This is a genomic window from Methanosarcina sp. 1.H.A.2.2 (genome assembly GCF_000979975.1).
In the GTDB taxonomy this organism is placed as follows: domain Archaea; phylum Halobacteriota; class Methanosarcinia; order Methanosarcinales; family Methanosarcinaceae; genus Methanosarcina.
This window is the reverse complement of sequence record NZ_JJQL01000041.1, coordinates 1-17870: the sequence shown is the minus strand read 5'-3', so window position 1 is coordinate 17870 and position 17870 is coordinate 1. Positions and strand designations below refer to the sequence as shown.

Sequence of the window (17870 nt, the reverse complement as noted above, 5' to 3'; positions counted from 1 at the left end):
GTTATGATCCCAGTCCGATGTTTCTCATGTGGAAAAGTAATCTCTAACTATTGGGATGAGTACAAAAGACGCGTCAACGATGGCGAAGACGCTGCTACAGTAATGGATGATCTCGGGATCACCCGTTACTGCTGTCGCAGAATGTTCCTCAGCCATGTCGAACTTGTTGACGTTCTTTCACCGTACCAGTAAGGGACCGTAGGGTAGCTTGGTCCATCCTTCGGCGTTCGGGACGCCGGAACCTGAGTTCGAATCTCAGCGGTCCCACTTCCCTTTTTAAGGGCACTGGTTTTCAGGTGTATGTACTGAATATCAAATTTATCATGCTTCTCGATTATCGGAACTCATCGGAGCGTTTTTAAGTTTCAGGGTGATCTGTTGGTTAAGGAAAAATATACCCGGTTCGAGCGTGCACGAATTGTTGGTGCAAGAGCATTGCAGATAGCAATGGGGGCTCCTGTCCTGGTTGAAGATGACGGGCGGCTGGACCCCCTGGGTGTAGCCATTGCAGAGTTGAAGGCCGGAGTTATTCCTATAACGGTCAAACGTAAGAAAAGCTAAAAACGTAATGGGATACATTTCAGATGCTGAATGCGTTTTATTGTTGATTCTATATATGAGGTGACTTTATGGAGGAAATTGAGCAGACAGGGCAGGAGGAAACCGGAGAGCAGCCTTTGCCTGAAGAAAATGTCGTGGCTGAAGCAAAACCTGAAAAGGAAGCCGCAGCAAAGACCGGATCTGTACCTGTAGAATCGGGGGAAGAAGCAGTTTCTCCCAAAGAGGGAGCTACATCCCTTGTATCTATTGACGAATACCTGGCAGCAGGTGTTCATATCGGGACCCAGCAGAAGACTCAGGATATGATGCGTTTCGTATACAGGGTCAGAACTGACGGGTTATACGTACTTGATATTCAGTCCACAGATGAAAGAGTCAGAGCTGCATCAAAATTGTTGTCTCACTATGACCCTTCCAGACTCCTTGTGGTATCTTCAAGGCAGTATGGGCAGCACCCCGCCAGAATGTTCTCAAGGGCACTTGGCACAAGGGCAATGCTCGGAAGGTTTATTCCAGGTTCTCTTACAAACCCGCAGATGCATGGTTTCTTTGAACCGGATGTTATAATTGTAACCGATCCGGCCGGAGATGCCCAGGTCCTGAAGGAAGCTTCAAGCATTGGGGTGCCTGTGATCGCACTTTGTGACACCAACAACCTGACCTCAAATGTGGATCTCGTAATCCCAACCAACAATAAAGGTAGAAAAGCTCTTTCTCTTGTCTACTGGCTGGTTGCAAGGGAAGTATCCAGACTCAATAATACCCCCTTCAATTACGAGATGACTGATTTCGAAACTCCTCTCTGATTTCGGAACATCCGTCCTGCATACTGCAAGGGTTTATACAAATTGCCCATATCTTATATTATGGGTGATTGGAAATGAGACAACCAGCAGTTGCAGGGCAGTTCTATCCCCTGCATTGTGAAAATCTGGAGAAAGAACTTCTACGATGTTTCGAAGGTCTGGAGTTCAGAGAACGAGAAGTCCTTGGGGCTGTTTGCCCGCATGCCGGGTATATCTATTCCGGGAAAGTGGCTGCACATGTTTATGCAACCCTTCCTGAAGCCGATACCTATATCCTTTTCGGCCCCAACCATACAGGGTACGGTTCGCCAGTATCAGTATCCAGAGAAACGTGGAAAACCCCTCTGGGAACTATTGATGTTGATCTCGAACTTGCAGAAGGATTTCTCGGGAGCATCGTTGATGCAGATGAACTGGGGCACACATACGAGCACTCTATTGAAGTCCAGCTTCCTTTTCTTCAATACCGTTTCGGACGGAATTTTAAAATTCTTCCTATTTGCATGGGTATGCAGGACGAAGAAACAGCAGTTGAGGTGGGAAACCTTGTTGCTGACCTTGTTTCCGAAAGCGGGAAACGTGCGGTTATCATAGCGTCCAGTGATTTTACTCATTACGAAACTGCAGAACGCGCAAGGGAAACCGATACCGAAGTTATAGATGCTATCCTGAATCTCAATGTCTCAGGCATGTATGACCGGCTCCAGCGAAGAAATGCTTCAGTATGCGGATATGGGCCTATTGCAGCAATGCTTTCAGCTTCCCAAAAGCTCGGAGGGTCCAGGGCAACTCTACTTAAATATGCAAACAGCGGAGAAGTTTCAGGAGATATGAGTGCAGTTGTCGGGTATGCTGCGATTATTGTGGAGTAAAGACATATCTTACGAAAAATGAAGTATGCTTGTTTTTTATTATGCAGAAAACACCCGGGATAAAGTTCATGCCGGGATAAGTTTTTTTATATAATTTTTACTTTTACTTATGGTTATCCTCTCCGAGGATAAAGTTCATTACTTTACATGCTCAAATTCAACAAAACTTTACATACTCTAATTCAACAAAACTTGAAAATTTTTGAGGAATAATATGGTTTCATGTTCTGCGCCCGGCAAAATCTATCTTTTCGGAGAGCATGCGGTTGTTTACGGAGAAACCGCAATAGCATGTGCGGTAGAGTTGAGGACCCGGGTGAGGGTAGAGTTAAACAATTCCATAGTTATCCAGTCACAAATTGGTCGAACAGGGATTGATTTTGAAACACATCCCTATGTTTCTGCAGTTATTGAAAAAATGGGGGAATTTGTACCCATAAAAGGCATCTTTTTGACTGTTGATTCCGATATCCCTGTGGGTTCAGGGCTCGGGTCGTCTGCTGCGGTAACAATTGCAAGCATAGGCGCTCTAAATGAGCTGTTTGGATGTGGCCTCTCCCTTGAAGAGATTGCAAAACTTGGGCATGAAATCGAGATCCGGGTACAGGGTTCAGCAAGCCCTACCGATACCTATGTTTCTACTTTCGGAGGGGTTGTCACCATCCCGGAGCGTAGAAAGTTAAAAACACCTGACTGCGGAATTGTGATAGGGGATACCGGAGTTTTTTCTTCCACAAAAGAGCTTGTAGCAAATGTAAGGCAGCTTCATGATAGCTACCCTGAGCTGATTGAACCTCTTATGGCTTCTATTGGCAAAATCTCCCTAATTGGAGAACCCCTTGTGCTTTCTGGGGACTATGCTTCTATTGGCAGGCTCATGAACGTGAACCAGGGCCTGCTTGATGCTCTTGGGGTAAATATCCTTGAGCTTTCACGTTTAATCTATTCAGCAAGGGCAGCAGGAGCCTTCGGGGCAAAGATTACGGGAGCCGGAGGTGGCGGCTGTATGGTTGCACTTACGGCACCTCAAAAGTCCATACAGGTAGCTGAAGCCATTGCAAACGCAGGAGGTAAGGTCACCATTACAAAACCCACGGAACAGGGACTGAAGGTCGACTGAGCCTTAAGGAACTCCCGTGGGTTTTCCTGCAAAGGAAATTCCTATATTCTCCGAAATCAAAACGCTCCGGAATCTTTACGGATTTTTCAAAAAAAGTGTGTTTAAAGGGCGGATGGAGCATTTGATTACAATTATTCCCGTTTAATTATTCCCGTTTAATTATTCACGGTTTAATTATTCACGGTTTAATACTGTCGCAGATTAATCCTTAGATCGACTGAAAGCTATTTAATAAGGTATTGAGTGATATAATGAACGCTTCAACCGAATCTGTTATCCTTAAACTCGGAGGCAGCGCCATTACCGACAAAGGCGCAAATGAAGGGGTTGTAAAAGAGGCTGACCTTCTCAGGATTGCACGGGAAGTTTCAGGCTTCCGGGGAAAAATGATTGTTGTACATGGGGCTGGCTCTTTTGGGCATACCTATGCCAAAAAATACGGGCTTGACAGGACTTTTGACCCTGAGGGGGCAATTGTAACACATGAATCCGTAAAGAAACTCGCCTCAAGGGTAGTGGATGCTCTGAACAGTTTCGGAGTTATGGCTATTGCTGTGCATCCAATGGGCTGTACCGTTTGCAGAAACGGGAGGATAGAGAGTATGTACCTTGACAGCATAAAACTCATGCTCGAAAAAGGCTTTGTCCCCGTACTGCACGGAGATGTTGTTATGGATCTTGAACTCGGGGCCTGTATCCTCTCGGGAGACCAGATAGTTCCTTATCTGGCAAAGGAACTCGGGATCACCAGGCTCGGGCTGGGCTCGGCTGAGGATGGGGTGCTTGATAAGGATGGAAAACCGGTGCCTGAGATCACTCCTGCCAACTTTGAGGAATTTCGGCAATGTATCGGGGGTTCGGGAAGTACCGATGTTACAGGTGGAATGCTCGGGAAGGTGCTGGAACTTCTGGAACTTAGCAAAAATTCTAGTATCACTTCACATATATTCAATGCAGGAAAAGCGGATAACATTTACAGGTTCTTAAATGGGGAATCCATAGGGACCAGGATCAGTCCGGATAAAAGGGTATGAAGTATGATCAATACTACCTCAAGGCGAAAGATAGAACACCTGAAGCTCTGTGCTGAAAGCCCGGTTGAAGCCCGGGGGGCCAGTTCGGGTTTTGAAGATGTGACTCTAATCCACAGGGCGCTTCCTGAATTAAACATGGATGAGCTCGACCTTTCTGTGGATTTCCTTGGTAAACGCATGCAAGCTCCATTTTTGATTGCATCTATTACAGGAGGGCACCCTGATACCATCCCTATCAATGCTGCACTTGCGGGTGCAGCCGAAGAGCTGGGAGTCGGGATAGGGGTTGGCAGCCAGAGAGCTGCAATTGACGACCCTGCTCAGGAGGACTCTTTCAGGATTGTAAGGGATGAAGCTCCGAAAGCCTTTGTCTACGGAAATGTTGGGGCTGCCCAGATTCGCCAGTACGGGGTTGAAGGGGTAGAAAAACTCATCGAAATGATTGATGCCGATGCCCTTGCCATTCACCTGAATTTCTTACAGGAAGCCATCCAGCCCGAAGGGGACAGGGATGCTACCGGTTGCCTGGATATGATTACTGAACTATGTTCTATGCTCAAAACTCCCGTGATTGTGAAAGAGACAGGAGCAGGCATTTCCAGGGAAGATGCCCTTCTCCTTCAGAAAGCCGGAGTCTCTGCAATTGATGTCGGAGGAGTTGGGGGCACCAGCTGGGCAGGAGTCGAGGTCTACAGGGCAAAAGAAAGCAGGGATTCGGTTTCCGAACGTCTCGGGGAACTTTTCTGGGACTTTGGAATTCCTACTGTTGCCAGCTTAATAGAATCCAGGGTCTCCCTCCCGATTATCTCAACAGGTGGAGTCCGAACCGGGCTTGATATTGCAAAATCCCTCGCTCTGGGAGCCAGTGCGGCAAGTGCAGCCCTGCCCTTTGTGGGACCTTCTCTTGAAGGAAAAGACTCGGTTGTCAGTGTCCTCTCCCACATGCTGGATGAGTTCAGGGCTGCAATGTTTCTTTGCGGCTGTGCAAACATCCAGGACCTGCATAATGCACCGGTTGTTGTCACCGGATGGACACTCGAATACCTTGGGCAGCGCGGTTTTAATGTAAAAGACTATTCTTTACGCAAAAATGCACTTTAATCACAGGAGAAGAGGGACTGTAATCATTTCATCATCCCTTCCTTCTATCCTTCATCTGCCTGCACAGCCCATTACAAATTTATTGGTTGTCCTCTGCTACATGGTTGATATTTTGGTATTAGAACCCCCAGCACGGCTATTGATTTCGTTTGTATTTACAGTAAGCAGGCGGGATCAAGCCTTGCGCGGCGCGTGAAAAGAAGGCTTAGGACATCATTTACGGTCATTTTGGAATAATACCAGCCAATTAATCAGGGAGTACTGATTTATTCGATTACAGATTTATTCGATTACAGATTTATTCGATTACAGATTTATTCCATGACAATGTTTATACGTAAAACGGAAGTAATGTCTCAAAAGAAAATAGTTAATATTAGTCAATATTAACCTGAGAACTTATTTATCTCTCTGAACTCTTAAATCAGGGAAAAAGTAATTAGCTTTGTTTCCCTTTAGGTATACCGGAAGAGTAAAAGAACGCCGTTTATTAAGACTGCATGAGAATACCAGAGTTATCATGATTCCATCTGGAACAATGGAAGCAGTTTTACTGGGATTTGCAGGTCAGTACTGCGGTAAGATCCTTTACAAAGCAAAGATCATACATCACAAATTGGCAGAGCAGCTGTCAGTTTACTGTAACATCGTGAAATACTATAACATCGTGAAATAAAGAGCTAATTTTTCTGGTAATTCAGATAAGTATAATTACCAGAATAGGACTTAGCTGAATAGGACTCAATGTCAAATTACCTTCATTAAGCAAAGCAGGGATAGCTCCTTAAGATCCTTAATTTAGAAATTAACTCTTAGAACTACCTCATGAAATTCTTAGTTTGAAGATCAATTTCCCGGGGTAAAGACCTTCGAAACATTAATCGGGGTTAATTTTTCCTTGAAATACACTCCTTAAAATCATCAATTCAGGACCAACTCAAAGAATTGGTTCTTTAAAATCTTGATTTAATAGTCAATTTCTTTAAATTGTTCATTAGAGTCATTTATGGAATTGTTAAATTAAAGGTCACTTATCAGATTCATTAAATCAGGAATTGTTCATAAGATCAACTGGAATAAGGGATCAATTATAAACAAATCATTTAGGCAAGTATTGAAGTGAGTTCCATACCTGATCAACTGGGATCTGGAAAATACTGGAATTCAGGAAATAAGTCATTGGAGTATGAAGACAAATCATTGGAATATATAAACCAGATTATTGGAATATATAATCTAGATTATTGAAATATAGGAAATAGGTTAGTAAAGTCATTTAAAGGTAAAAGCTTACCCTTAATTCGGAGTATGTTTGGAATCAGGCCTTTTGAGAAATAGTTGTGACTAAGGAAGGATACTGAAAGTGCCTGTGGATCAAGTTCGGCTCTGGAAATCTCTCAATGGGTCGGAAAGCCTTTTGAAAATCTGTATTACATGAGAACAGGATCAGAGGTAGTTTCCGGAAGTTCTGGCAGATCAAAATATTTGTATAATGAAACAAATATATATTTAAAGTGGCATTATCCTGCTAGGGACTGCAGCCTGGTGCATTTCATCCAGGAGAGGATTTCTTCAAGGGTATAAAAGGTAGCTTTTAGAAGTGACTTTTCTAAAAATGATTCTATACTTCTCTACTATACCGTTTACATTCATGGTCATTGATTTAAGATCGTTACCTGATTCGTTTTGAGGTTTCGGTTTCACAAGGATGAAAAATTAAAAAAATTAAATAAGAGGTTAAAAAATATGACTGAAATAGGAATTGTTGCAGTCGGCGGCTATAATGAAATGGGCCGCAATATGACTGCTATCATTATAGGTGAAGATATTGTCATTCTGGATATGGGGCTCAGGCTTGACCGGGTTCAAATCCATGAAGATGTTGAAATTGACAAGATGCATTCTCTTGAACTGATCGAGATGGGTGCAATCCCTGATGACACCATCATGAAAGAAATCAATGGGACTGTCAGGGCAATCGTCTGTACTCACGGGCACCTTGACCACGTAGGCGCGATTCCGAAGCTTGCCCACAGGTACAATGCTCCTATACTTGCTACCCCCTATACTGCAGCTATCATCAAACAGCAGATTGAGTCTGAGCGCAAGTTCGAGGTCTGCAACAGGGTTATTCCTTTACAGGCAGGCGGGACCTATCAGGTTACGGAAGATATTTCCATAGAATTCATCAGGGTCCAGCACAGTATTATCGATTGTGTACTTGCAGCTGTGCACACTCCTGCAGGGGCGGTCCTTTATGCCTGCGACTTCAAGCTGGACAGGACTCCTACTATGGGTGATGCTCCTGACTTCGAGCGCTTCAAATCCCTCGGAAGGGAAGGGGTCATTGCAATGATTACCGAAAGCACGAATGCAGGACGCTCGGGAAAGACCCCCTCGGAACAGATTGCAAAGGACATGGTCAGGGATGTACTGCTCGGGACAGAAGAGTCCGATGTGGGCATGATCGTTACAACTTTTGCCTCTCACATTGCCAGGCTAAAAGCAATTATCGAGGCTGCCGAGGAAATGGGGAGAATTCCGGTGCTTATGGGGCGTTCCATGGAACGTTATGTGAGTGCAGCCAGAGATGTCGGCTACCTTGAACTGCCCTCCAATGTGGAGATTTACGGCATGAGAAAAGATGTCGACAGGGCATTCAAGCGCATCATGCAGGAAGGCAAGAACAAGTATCTTCCTATTGTTACAGGACACCAGGGAGAGCCAGGCTCCATTCTCGTTCGGGTTGCAAACGGGGAAACGCCTTACACAATCGACCCTGGAGACAGGATCATTTTCTCAGCAAATGTGATCCCGAGCCCAATGACTCAGGCAAACCGCTATGCTCTTGAGACCAAACTCAGAATGAGGGGTGGCAGGATCTATGACAATGTTCACGTATCAGGGCACGCTTACAGGGAAGACCACTGGGAGCTTTTGCGCATGGTAAATCCTGAGCATGTAATTCCTGCCCACGGAGACATGGAAATGCACGGGCATTACATCGAAATGGCAGAGGATGCGGGGTATGTACTCGGAGATACCGTACACCTTCTCAGAAACGGCGAAGTGTTATATATAGAAGAGTAACTCTATAATGAAAACCCCTCTGTATTCTCGTGATGCTTATGACGCTTATTGATGAAATTCAAAAAAGAAGTATTCATGTTGATGCTGCAATTGACGAACTGCTTCCAATAACCCGTCCCGAGGAGCTTTACAAAGCTTCTCGTTATCTCGTGGATGCCGGCGGAAAGCGCCTTCGTCCGGCAGTTCTTATCCTGACAGCAGAAGCTGTAGGTTCCGATCTCAGGTCCGTTTTGCCTGCAGCAGTGGCCGTGGAACTTGTACACAATTTCACCCTGATCCATGATGATATTATGGATAAGGACGACGTCCGCAGGGGAATGCCTGCAGTCCATGTTAAATGGGGTGAAGCCGGTGCTATCCTTGCCGGAGACACCCTCTACTCCAAAGCTTTCGAGATCCTGTCAAAGGTCGATAACGAACCTGTAAGGATTTTAAAGTGCATGGATGTCCTCTCAAAGACCTGTACCGAAATCTGTGAAGGGCAGTGGCTTGACATGGACTTCGAAACAAGGGACAGGGTAACGGAACTTGAGTACATCGAAATGGTGGAAAAGAAGACCTCTGTCCTCTATGCAGCCGCAGCCAAGATCGGTGCTCTCCTCGGTGGGGCCTCTGACGAGGTTGCTGAGGCCTTATCCGAATATGGCCGCCTTATAGGAATTGGCTTCCAGATGTACGATGATGTCCTGGACATGATCTCTCCTGAAGAAGTACTCGGAAAGGTAAGAGGCAGTGACCTTATGGAAGGGAAGCATACCCTGATTGTCATTGACGCTTTCAGGAAAGGCGTAAACCTGGACATCTTCGGGAAAGGGGAAGCCACTCTCGAAGAAACCGAAGGAGCCGTCCGGACTCTTACAGAATGCGGATCCCTTGATTACGTGAAAAATCTTGCAATCTCATATATCAATGAGGGCAAGGCAAAACTGGATGTTCTGAAAGACTGTCCCGAAAAGGATCTTCTCCTCCAGATTGCCGACTATATGATTGCAAGGGAATACTGAAGTTTCTGAACATTTATCTTTCTTGAAGGATTGCGGCAGATCCTGCTGCAATTCGATAACCTTTTTTTGAATTTTCGATTTCTGGTTTTTGAGGATCAGTGCAGCATAGTAGGATTTATTTAAGTCCTGAAGCAGGCTAAATGCTGGTTAGCCGCTACGCTCCTGAGAGTTGTTTTTCAAAAAAAGAAGAAAATGGCAGGATATGGTCCCGCCAGAGTTTTAAATTTTAGATTTTTCCTTTTGCGTTTCTCATTTCCATTGTGCTCTGCGCAGCTACAAGCCTTGCAATTGGGACTCTGTAGGGGGAGCAGCTCACATAATCAATGCCAATTTCGTGAGCGAATGCAATGGATCTCGGCTCTCCGCCGTGTTCTCCGCAGATTCCCATCTTGAGGTTGGGTTTGACGGAGCGGCCTTTCTGTATGCCGATCTTCATGATCTCGCCTACGCCTTCCTGGTCCAGGACTGCGAAGGGGTCGTGTTCAAGGATTCCTGCCTTCTGGTAGATAGGCACGAACTTGGATACGTCGTCCCTGCTGAACCCGAAGGTTGTCTGGGTCAGGTCATTTGTCCCGAAGGAGAAGAAGTCGGCTTCCTTTGCGATCTGGTCTGCAATGATTGCGGCTCTGGGCAGTTCGATCATGGTTCCTACCTTGTAGTCGATCTTTATGCCTTTTTCAGCCATGACAGTTTCTGCCATCTTGCAGACTTCCTCTCTGGAAAGGGTGAGTTCCTTTACAAGGCCAACGAGTGGGATCATGATTTCAGGAACAATTTCCATTCCCTCAGATGCAATTTCACAGGCGGCCTCCATTATTGCACGTACCTGCATGTTGTAGATCTCAGGATAGGTGATCCCGAGCCTGCAGCCCCTGTGCCCGAGCATGGGGTTGAGTTCCTTAAGGGAAATTACACGCTTGATAACTTTTTTTATCTCATCGATTTTCCCGCAATCCCCAGAGGCTTCAAGTTCCCTGAGCTTTTCATCGAGCTCTTCTTTATCAGGAAGGAACTCGTGCAGAGGTGGGTCAAGGAGCCGAATGGTCACAGGCAGGCCTTCCATGCTGCGGAAGATTCCGAGGAAATCTGCTTTTTGCATGGGGAGTAGTTTCTTGAGGGCTTTCTTCCTGGCCTTTTCGTCTTCGGACATAATCATTTCCCTGACTGCAGGGATCCTGTCTTCTCCGAAGAACATGTGCTCTGTCCTGCAAAGCCCGATACCTTCTGCACCGAGTTCGCGGGCAAGGGCTGCATCAGCCGGGTTGTCGGCGTTTGTCCTTACTCCGAGAGTTCTTATCTCGTCAGCCCATGTGAGGAGTTTTCTCAGATCGTAATTTATCTCGGCATCAATCAGGTCTACTTTCCCGATTATGACGCTTCCGATACTTCCATCGATCGTAATATATTCGTGCTCTTTGATGGTGAAACCGTTTACCATGAAGAGAGCACCCTTCATATCGATCGAGATCTCTCCGCAACCAACGACACAGGGTTTGCCCATGCCTCTTCCAACGACTGCGGCGTGAGAAGTCATCCCTCCGCGCACGGTAAGGACTCCCTGCGCAGCTGCCATGCCTCCGATGTCTTCCGGAGATGTCTCGGTGCGGACAAGAATTGTCTTTTCGCCTAACTCTGCCATCTCTTCAGCAGCCTCGGCAGTAAATACTACCTTTCCTACAGCTGCTCCGGGAGATGCGGGAAGCCCCTTTGCAATTATTTCCAGTTTTGCTTCCGGGTCAATCCTCGGGTGCAGGAGCAGGTCAATGTGTTCTGCTTTTACTCTGTTTACTGCAGTTTCCCTGTCTATGAGCCCTTCTGTCACCATGTCCGTTGCAATCTTTACGGCTGCAGCAGCTGTGCGCTTTCCGGTTCTGGTCTGCAGCATGTAGAGTTTTCCTTCCTGAATGGTAAACTCTATGTCCTGCATGTCCTTGAAGTGGGCTTCAAGTCTCTGGCAAATATCCACAAGCTGGGCATATGCTGCCGGGATTTTGTCTCCTAGAGTATTAATATATTCTGGGGTCCTTATCCCGGCAACTACATCTTCGCCCTGTGCATTGATGAGGTATTCTCCGAAGAACTTCTTTTCGCCTGTAGATGGGTTTCTTGTAAAAGCAACGCCTGTACCTGAGGTGTTTCCTCTGTTCCCATAAACCATGGTCTGTACAGTAACAGCTGTGCCCCAGCTGTCATCAATGTCATTGAGTTTCCTGTAGGTGATGGCTCTCTGGTTATTCCATGAGTCAAAAACAGCATTAATTGCCATCTGAAGCTGAACCTTTGGGTCCTGCGGGAACTCAAATCCTTTTTCGAGTTTGATTACTTCCTTAAACCTATCTGCCAATTCTTTTAATGCTTTTGCATCGAGTTCAGTGTCGGACTTAATCCCCATTTCCTTTTTCGTGTCCTCGATTAAGGAATCGAATTTTCTGAATTCAACTCCAAGCACCACGTCCCCAAACATGGCGATAAATCTTCTATAGCAGTCGTAAGCGAATCTTTCATCATTAACTTTTTTTGCGAGTCCTATCACGGATTTGTCCGTAAGCCCCAGATTCAGGACGGTGTCCATCATCCCTGGCATAGATACTTTGGCTCCGGACCTTACAGAAACAAGTAGCGGATCTTCAGGGTCTCCCAGTTTTTTATTATTTAGTTTTTCTAATCGATCGATTGCTTCTTCGACCTGTCTGAGCAGTTCTGCGGAATATTTCTTTTCCTTTAGATAGAGTACACAGACTTCGGTTGTTATTGTAAAGCCAGGTGGTACGGGAATTCCGAGATTTGCCATCTCGGCAAGGTTTGCACCCTTACCTCCAAGCAGGTCTTTCATACTACTTTTGCCGTCAGTTACATCCTTTCCAAAAAAATATACGAACTTAGACAATGATTCTCCTCCCTGAAACGAGATCATTAATCGGAGTTAGAGTCTGATAATTCCCCAGACCTAAGGCCTGGTTGTTGCCAACAATGTCCATTTAATATATAAGCTTGTGGTTCTCCTTAACTGTATCTTATAATTTACTCTCTCAATTTAGTTCCAATCAATGTATAATATAGGTCTTGCGATATCTTTATATGTTATAAGCGTAGACTACATATGCTTCTCAGTCTATAATATATATTCTTATTCGGGACTGACAGTTTAATCCACTCGAAGCCGGGGTATTCTACCCTGCGCAGAGAGGCATAACTATTCGTGGCTGATATGAAACGACTCGGTACCGTGTTGCACAGGTCAGGTCCTAAAAACCTGATAATTAGAGGGGATGAGGTAAAACCCGATAATGTCTCAGGTAGTCCTCCAAAGTTGAATTCGGTTGTTGTTGACAAAGCCCTGAGTCGGATTGGTACAATTGCCAGTGTCTTTGGACCTGTGAACCATCCATATTTTTTAGTGAGGGGCTTTAGGCAAATTCCTGATTCAGAAATTCGGGCTCTCGTCAATGAAAGAGTCTATATTCGGTGAGATCTCTGATTGTCGATGAAGATTTAAATCCTTTGTTATGGTTAACTTTAACTGGTTTATATGTTTTTTGCTAGTTATAGCCGCAAGTTTTCGTATCCCTTCTTTTATATATATACTGTAATTTATGTTGTGCAGGCTTGAGATTGCAGGGAATCATAAACATAGTCATGTTAATTTGTAAGGTGATATAATATGGTAGAAGTCGAAAGGGTTCGCTATTCGGACACTCTTGAAAGAGAAAAAATACGTGCCATGATCAAAGCTCGCAAAGAGAAGCAAAAGGAGCAAAGTTTTGAGAACGAAAAGGCCGTGTGTCCGGAATGCGGCAGTAGGAACCTTGTTCACGACTACGAGCGGGCAGAGCTCGTTTGCGGTGACTGCGGACTTGTCGTAGATGCCGATTTTGTGGATGAAGGGCCCGAATGGCGAGCTTTCGATCACGATCAACGTATGAAGCGTTCCCGTGTGGGTGCGCCCATGACATACACAATCCACGACAAAGGGCTTTCCACAATGATTGACTGGAGGAATCGTGATTCCTACGGAAAGTCCATCTCCTCCAAAAACCGTGCGCAGCTCTATCGTTTAAGAAAATGGCAGCGTAGAATTCGTGTAAGTAACGCAACTGAAAGAAACCTGGCTTTTGCCCTTTCCGAACTGGACAGAATGGCTTCTGCTCTGGGTCTGCCGAGAACTGTCAGGGAAACAGCGGCAGTCGTTTACAGAAAAGCTGTGGACAAGAACCTTATCCGCGGCCGCAGTATTGAAGGTGTAGCCGCAGCAGCTCTTTATGCTGCCTGCCGCCAGTGCAGTGTCCCGAGGACTCTTGATGAGATCGAAGAGGTTTCGAGGGTCAGCAGGAAGGAAATCGGAAGGACTTACCGTTTCATTTCCAGAGAACTTGCCTTGAAACTCATGCCAACTTCCCCAATCGACTATGTCCCGAGGTTCTGCTCCGGGCTTAACCTGAAAGGAGAAGTCCAGTCAAAGAGTGTTGAGATCCTCAGGCAGGCATCAGAAAAAGAACTTACAAGCGGAAGAGGACCAACAGGAGTTGCAGCAGCTGCAATTTACATTGCATCCATTCTCTGCGGTGAGCGGAGGACTCAGCGGGAAGTCGCAGATGTTGCCGGGGTTACGGAAGTTACCATCAGAAACAGGTATAAGGAACTAGCAGAAGAACTGGATATTGAGATTATCCTTTAAATTCTTCTTCTTTTTTTATTTTCCAGCCTAATTAAAGGTTTTTCCGGTATGTGCAGGGTATAGGTGCCCTATTTTTCTGTGTTCAGTCTTCTTCAGATTGAGCCTTTTAGCTGTGCATATATCCTGTTTTCATATCGCGTTTAATTTTTATAATTATACATTTATCTTTCTTTTTTCCTCATAATTTTCCGATAAGAGTGAGATAGATCAATATCCCACCACTAAAGGTCAGTATCCATAAAGCCAGCTGTATTCTCATATTTTGAAGAGTTTTCCAGCTCCATCTGTTAATTACAAAGATAAAACCAAAAGCCAGGGCTAGGGTTCCAAAAAAGCCATGAATATATATAACTGAAGGGGCTTTCCCGGCAATGATTAAATTGTAAGCGGAATATAACATGTAAAGGCCGGATAATATCGCAAGAGCATATCCCCCAGTTACTATTTTTCCATGTTTTGTTATTCCTTCTTTTTTTGATTTATTTTTTTTTAAAGCCCCAACGCTTATTATGTAAAGTAATAGAGTTGCTATCTGTAGACTAAGTGATATAGTTCTGAGTTCCGATATGGTCAGTCCAGGTGCCAGATTAACTCCCCTCCATCTGTTTGAACGCTTATTGATAATTCCTATTTTAATATAATTTCAAGTCTAAAGATGCCTTTGGAAACAAAGTTCCTGAAATAAGTCCCTTATTCAAATAAGTCCCAAATTCAATTTCGATATTGAGAAAACTTAATAACAAAAGGATAGCTTTAGAGTTTCAGAAGGTAGGAGCCCTATGAAGCGACAATGCATACAAATTCCCAAAAAGAAAGGAGAATCTGCAAGGAGAGTACTCCTTGATTTTGAACTCCTTGATAATTCTCTGAAAATAGGTTCGGATGAAACTTTTCTTTATCTTCCCCTTTCCAGAGAGCTTCTTTCGCATGAGCTGGCAGATTTTCCTGCGGAAGCTGAACTTGCTGAGTTTGATTTTGAGCCTCAGGAGAAAAAACCCACACCTGGAGATCTTCTTGGTTTCAATCCGGCTTATGAGCTCATCGGAGATATTGCGCTTCTGGAAGACGAGAGTCTGGACTCACAAACAGCCTTCAAAATCGCCGATGTCCTCCTTCTTGCCCAGCCAAACATAAAAACCGTTGTCAAGCCTCTTACTCCTGTTATCGGAGAGTTCAGGATCAGGGAATTTGAGGTAATTGCAGGCGAGCCCAGAACCGAAACCATCCATAGGGAGTATGGCTGCCGCTACAAAGTCGACCTTTCAAAAGCTTATTTTACTCCCCGTCTTTCTACTGAACGTTCAAGAATCCTCTCCTGGGTTAAGGAAGGCGATACCGTTGTCGATATGTTTGCAGGGGTCGGTCCTTACAGCATCCTGTTTGCAAAAAGCAAAAAGCCTTCAAAAGTTGTGGCAATCGACAAAAACCCGGATGCTGTCCGCTATCTCAGGGAAAATATAACCCTTAACTCCGCAAAAAACATTGAAGCAATCGAAGGCGATGCCCGGGAAGAAGCAAAAAGGTTTGCAGGCACTGCCGATCATGTAATCATGAACCTTCCTCACAGTGCCCATGAGTTCCTTGACTCTGCTGTCCTCCTTACAAAACCAGGTGGCATAATCCACTATTACGGAATGACTCATGAAGACGATCTCTTCGAAAGCTCCGTCGAACTTATCAGAAAAGCTGCGGAAAAAGCAGGGCGGAAGATTGAAATTCTGGAGGAAAAAGTAGTCCGTTCCTATGCCCCCCACCAGTATAATATATGCATCGAAGCAAGGGTAATTTGAGATTTCTGCCATTTTTCGCTTTTCGACCTCTCGCAAAGGTCGGAGCATGAAAATCTCTCTGCCGGGCGACTTATACTGGCAACCAGGGTGTAACTGGTAGCCAGGGTGTAACTGGTAGCCAGGGTGTGCCAATTAAAATATAAAATATAAAATATTCTTTGCAGGAAGAAAAGGAACCGTATGATCTAATATTCTGAGGCCTGTGTAAAAGAAATGTTTAAACATTTGCAGGTACAATTTCAATAACGTTTCTTAAAACTGCTCAATTACAGATCATACTTAGAATTCTACAGGGAGCTGATTTCTGATGTCCACATTTGCCTATTTCATGATAGGTTTCTCAGTTTTGGTTGCTCTTATTTTTATATGGTTCTACCTCAAGTACTTTCAGAAAAGAGAAAAATAATAAGTTAAAATAATTATTAAAGAGCAAGAAAGTAACTGACGGTTTTTGCTTTCCTTCTCTTTAATTCTTCTCTTTGCGGGAAGGAAACAACTCTCACGAGCGAAATAGTTAAATTCTTGATCGCTATTCTAAGTCTGCTTATTCTTCAATCCATGTGCCGTCGTGGCTTAGCGGTATAGCGGCTGATTCGTAATCAGCAGGCCGGGGGTTCAAGTCCCCCCGACGGCTCTTGTTTTTTTGTTTTGTGTCCTCTTTTTGTGGAGTGGCTTTATAAGTTGTCTGCGATTTCAATACCTGTTTTAGTTATCCTGACAATTAAAAAGAAACTGCAAGAATGAAAATCTCTGGAAATATCAGCTTGTCGTTGACGAAACGTTAACATTTTTTGCTTTTACAATTGGTTGAACATTGCAGATTGCACATTTTAAGCCCTAATGTGTATTTTCAAGCCTTTGCTTAAATATATAAATCTACTGCTATAATAACAATAATAATAACTGTTCGACAATATTATATACTACGGTCTATTCTAATAATATAATTCTTTATTATTAATAAATCTTTTAAAATTAGTCATTGACTTCTTCATCAATGCCAAAGTCAGATAAATAACTCCTACGTGAGTCTAAAGTCTACTTCCTTATATTATTGTTTGAGACGAAGTCATTAAAAAAATACTTTCTTTGGGTGTTCATTGTGTGGAAATTGAAAAACCGTTTCTTTGCAATTTTATCTGCCTTCTTAATCTTAATGGCAGGTTCTGGAATAGGTGCTGCAGCGAACATAATAGTTCACAACGGTGAGTCTATACAGGCAGCAGTTAATAATGCAACTGCAGGAGATACAATTATTGTTGAGCCTGGGACTTATAGTGATAGTGCCACTATAGACACGCAAGATTTGATTATAAAATCTAAATCCGGAAACCCAGATGACACAATACTCACAGGTAGTTTCAACATTGGTGAAATTAATAACAATGTAGGCACGGTCTTTGATGGATTTACATTTCAGGGAGATGATACTTCAAGTGCTGTTGGCACTACTGAGTTTGTAGGTTGTACAGTTCAGAATAGCAAAATAATCCATCATTGGGTAGGTTTAACAGTAGGTCAAGATACCGGAATTACTTCATTAAATAATCAATTCATAGAATGTAGAACAGGAATATCATCACTACCATTTACACATATTCAGGCAGAAAACAATCGGTTCATAGATTGCGGTGAATCAATTTTTGTTGGTGTCCCGGAAGGTACAGTTACGTCTATAAATAACGTAGAAATCCATACGGATGCATCTGGTAAACAGGTTCTAGTGTCGTGGCAACTTAATTTTGAGTCCTATTTATAAGCTTTGAATCCCATCTGTATCTTCATTCATGGCAAAAATAAAACTTGAAGAAGATGAA

Annotated in this window: 14 protein-coding genes and 2 tRNA genes; 15 read left to right on the top strand and 1 reads right to left on the bottom strand. The window is 44.1% G+C overall.

What is annotated here, in order from left to right; genetic code table 11:
* Positions 1 to 3 precede the first annotated feature (3 nt).
* The 10 genes from EO93_RS16800 to EO93_RS06565 all read left to right on the top strand — a co-directional run bounded on the left by EO93_RS16800 (position 4) and on the right by EO93_RS06565 (position 9588).
* A complete protein-coding gene (locus EO93_RS16800) occupies positions 4 to 192 on the top strand; it encodes a DNA-directed RNA polymerase subunit N (RefSeq protein WP_048141520.1) in 189 nt (62 codons plus the stop codon).
* Positions 193 to 267, top strand: a tRNA-Pro gene (locus tag EO93_RS06605).
* Positions 268 to 378: 111 nt separating this feature from the next.
* On the top strand, positions 379 to 561 hold the full coding sequence (locus EO93_RS06600) for a DNA-directed RNA polymerase subunit K (protein ID WP_048134451.1): 183 nt from the start codon (positions 379 to 381) through the stop codon (positions 559 to 561).
* Positions 562 to 629: 68 nt separating this feature from the next.
* A complete protein-coding gene (gene rpsB / locus EO93_RS06595; protein WP_052733563.1) occupies positions 630 to 1367 on the top strand; it encodes a 30S ribosomal protein S2 in 738 nt (245 codons plus the stop codon).
* Between the two features lie 68 nt (positions 1368 to 1435).
* Positions 1436 to 2239 (top strand): MEMO1 family protein, encoded by an 804-nt coding sequence (locus EO93_RS06590; RefSeq protein ID WP_048161589.1) that lies wholly within the window; start codon positions 1436 to 1438, stop codon positions 2237 to 2239.
* A gap of 214 nt (positions 2240 to 2453) precedes the next feature.
* Entirely contained in the window at positions 2454 to 3359 is a 906-nt protein-coding gene (locus EO93_RS06585; RefSeq protein ID WP_048161587.1) for a mevalonate kinase, read from the top strand.
* Between the two features lie 251 nt (positions 3360 to 3610).
* Complete coding sequence (locus EO93_RS06580) at positions 3611 to 4393, top strand: isopentenyl phosphate kinase (RefSeq protein WP_048134458.1); 783 nt, start codon at positions 3611 to 3613, stop codon at positions 4391 to 4393.
* Between the two features lie 3 nt (positions 4394 to 4396).
* Positions 4397 to 5494 carry a type 2 isopentenyl-diphosphate Delta-isomerase gene (fni, locus tag EO93_RS06575; protein WP_048134460.1) on the top strand — a complete coding sequence of 366 codons (1098 nt, stop codon included), beginning with the start codon at positions 4397 to 4399 and terminating at the stop codon, positions 5492 to 5494.
* Between the two features lie 1746 nt (positions 5495 to 7240).
* On the top strand, positions 7241 to 8584 hold the full coding sequence (locus tag EO93_RS06570; protein WP_048134462.1) for an RNase J family beta-CASP ribonuclease: 1344 nt from the start codon (positions 7241 to 7243) through the stop codon (positions 8582 to 8584).
* A gap of 38 nt (positions 8585 to 8622) precedes the next feature.
* The gene (locus EO93_RS06565) at positions 8623 to 9588 is read left to right on the top strand and encodes a polyprenyl synthetase family protein (protein WP_048161634.1); all 966 of its coding nucleotides are present in this window, start codon (positions 8623 to 8625) and stop codon (positions 9586 to 9588) included.
* A gap of 226 nt (positions 9589 to 9814) precedes the next feature.
* Here EO93_RS06565 and ppdK read toward each other — a convergent pair whose 3' ends face one another.
* A complete protein-coding gene (gene ppdK / locus EO93_RS06560; protein ID WP_048161585.1) occupies positions 9815 to 12475 on the bottom strand; it encodes a pyruvate, phosphate dikinase in 2661 nt (886 codons plus the stop codon).
* Between the two features lie 321 nt (positions 12476 to 12796).
* Between ppdK and EO93_RS06555 the strand changes: the two genes are divergently transcribed.
* The 5 genes from EO93_RS06555 to EO93_RS06530 all read left to right on the top strand — a co-directional run bounded on the left by EO93_RS06555 (position 12797) and on the right by EO93_RS06530 (position 17812).
* On the top strand, positions 12797 to 13057 hold the full coding sequence (locus EO93_RS06555; RefSeq protein ID WP_048134510.1) for a Gar1/Naf1 family protein: 261 nt from the start codon (positions 12797 to 12799) through the stop codon (positions 13055 to 13057).
* Positions 13058 to 13249: 192 nt separating this feature from the next.
* The gene (locus EO93_RS06550; protein ID WP_048134465.1) at positions 13250 to 14263 is read left to right on the top strand and encodes a transcription initiation factor IIB; all 1014 of its coding nucleotides are present in this window, start codon (positions 13250 to 13252) and stop codon (positions 14261 to 14263) included.
* Positions 14264 to 15042: 779 nt separating this feature from the next.
* Positions 15043 to 16053, top strand: a complete 1011-nt coding sequence (locus EO93_RS06540) for a class I SAM-dependent methyltransferase family protein (RefSeq protein ID WP_048161581.1) — start codon at positions 15043 to 15045, stop codon at positions 16051 to 16053.
* A 562-nt stretch (positions 16054 to 16615) separates the two neighbouring features.
* A tRNA-Thr gene (locus EO93_RS06535) sits at positions 16616 to 16687 on the top strand.
* 468 nt (positions 16688 to 17155) lie between these two features.
* Positions 17156 to 17812, top strand: coding sequence for a hypothetical protein (locus EO93_RS06530; RefSeq protein ID WP_048161579.1), 657 nt, complete (start codon positions 17156 to 17158; stop codon positions 17810 to 17812).
* Positions 17813 to 17870: the final 58 nt, after the last annotated feature.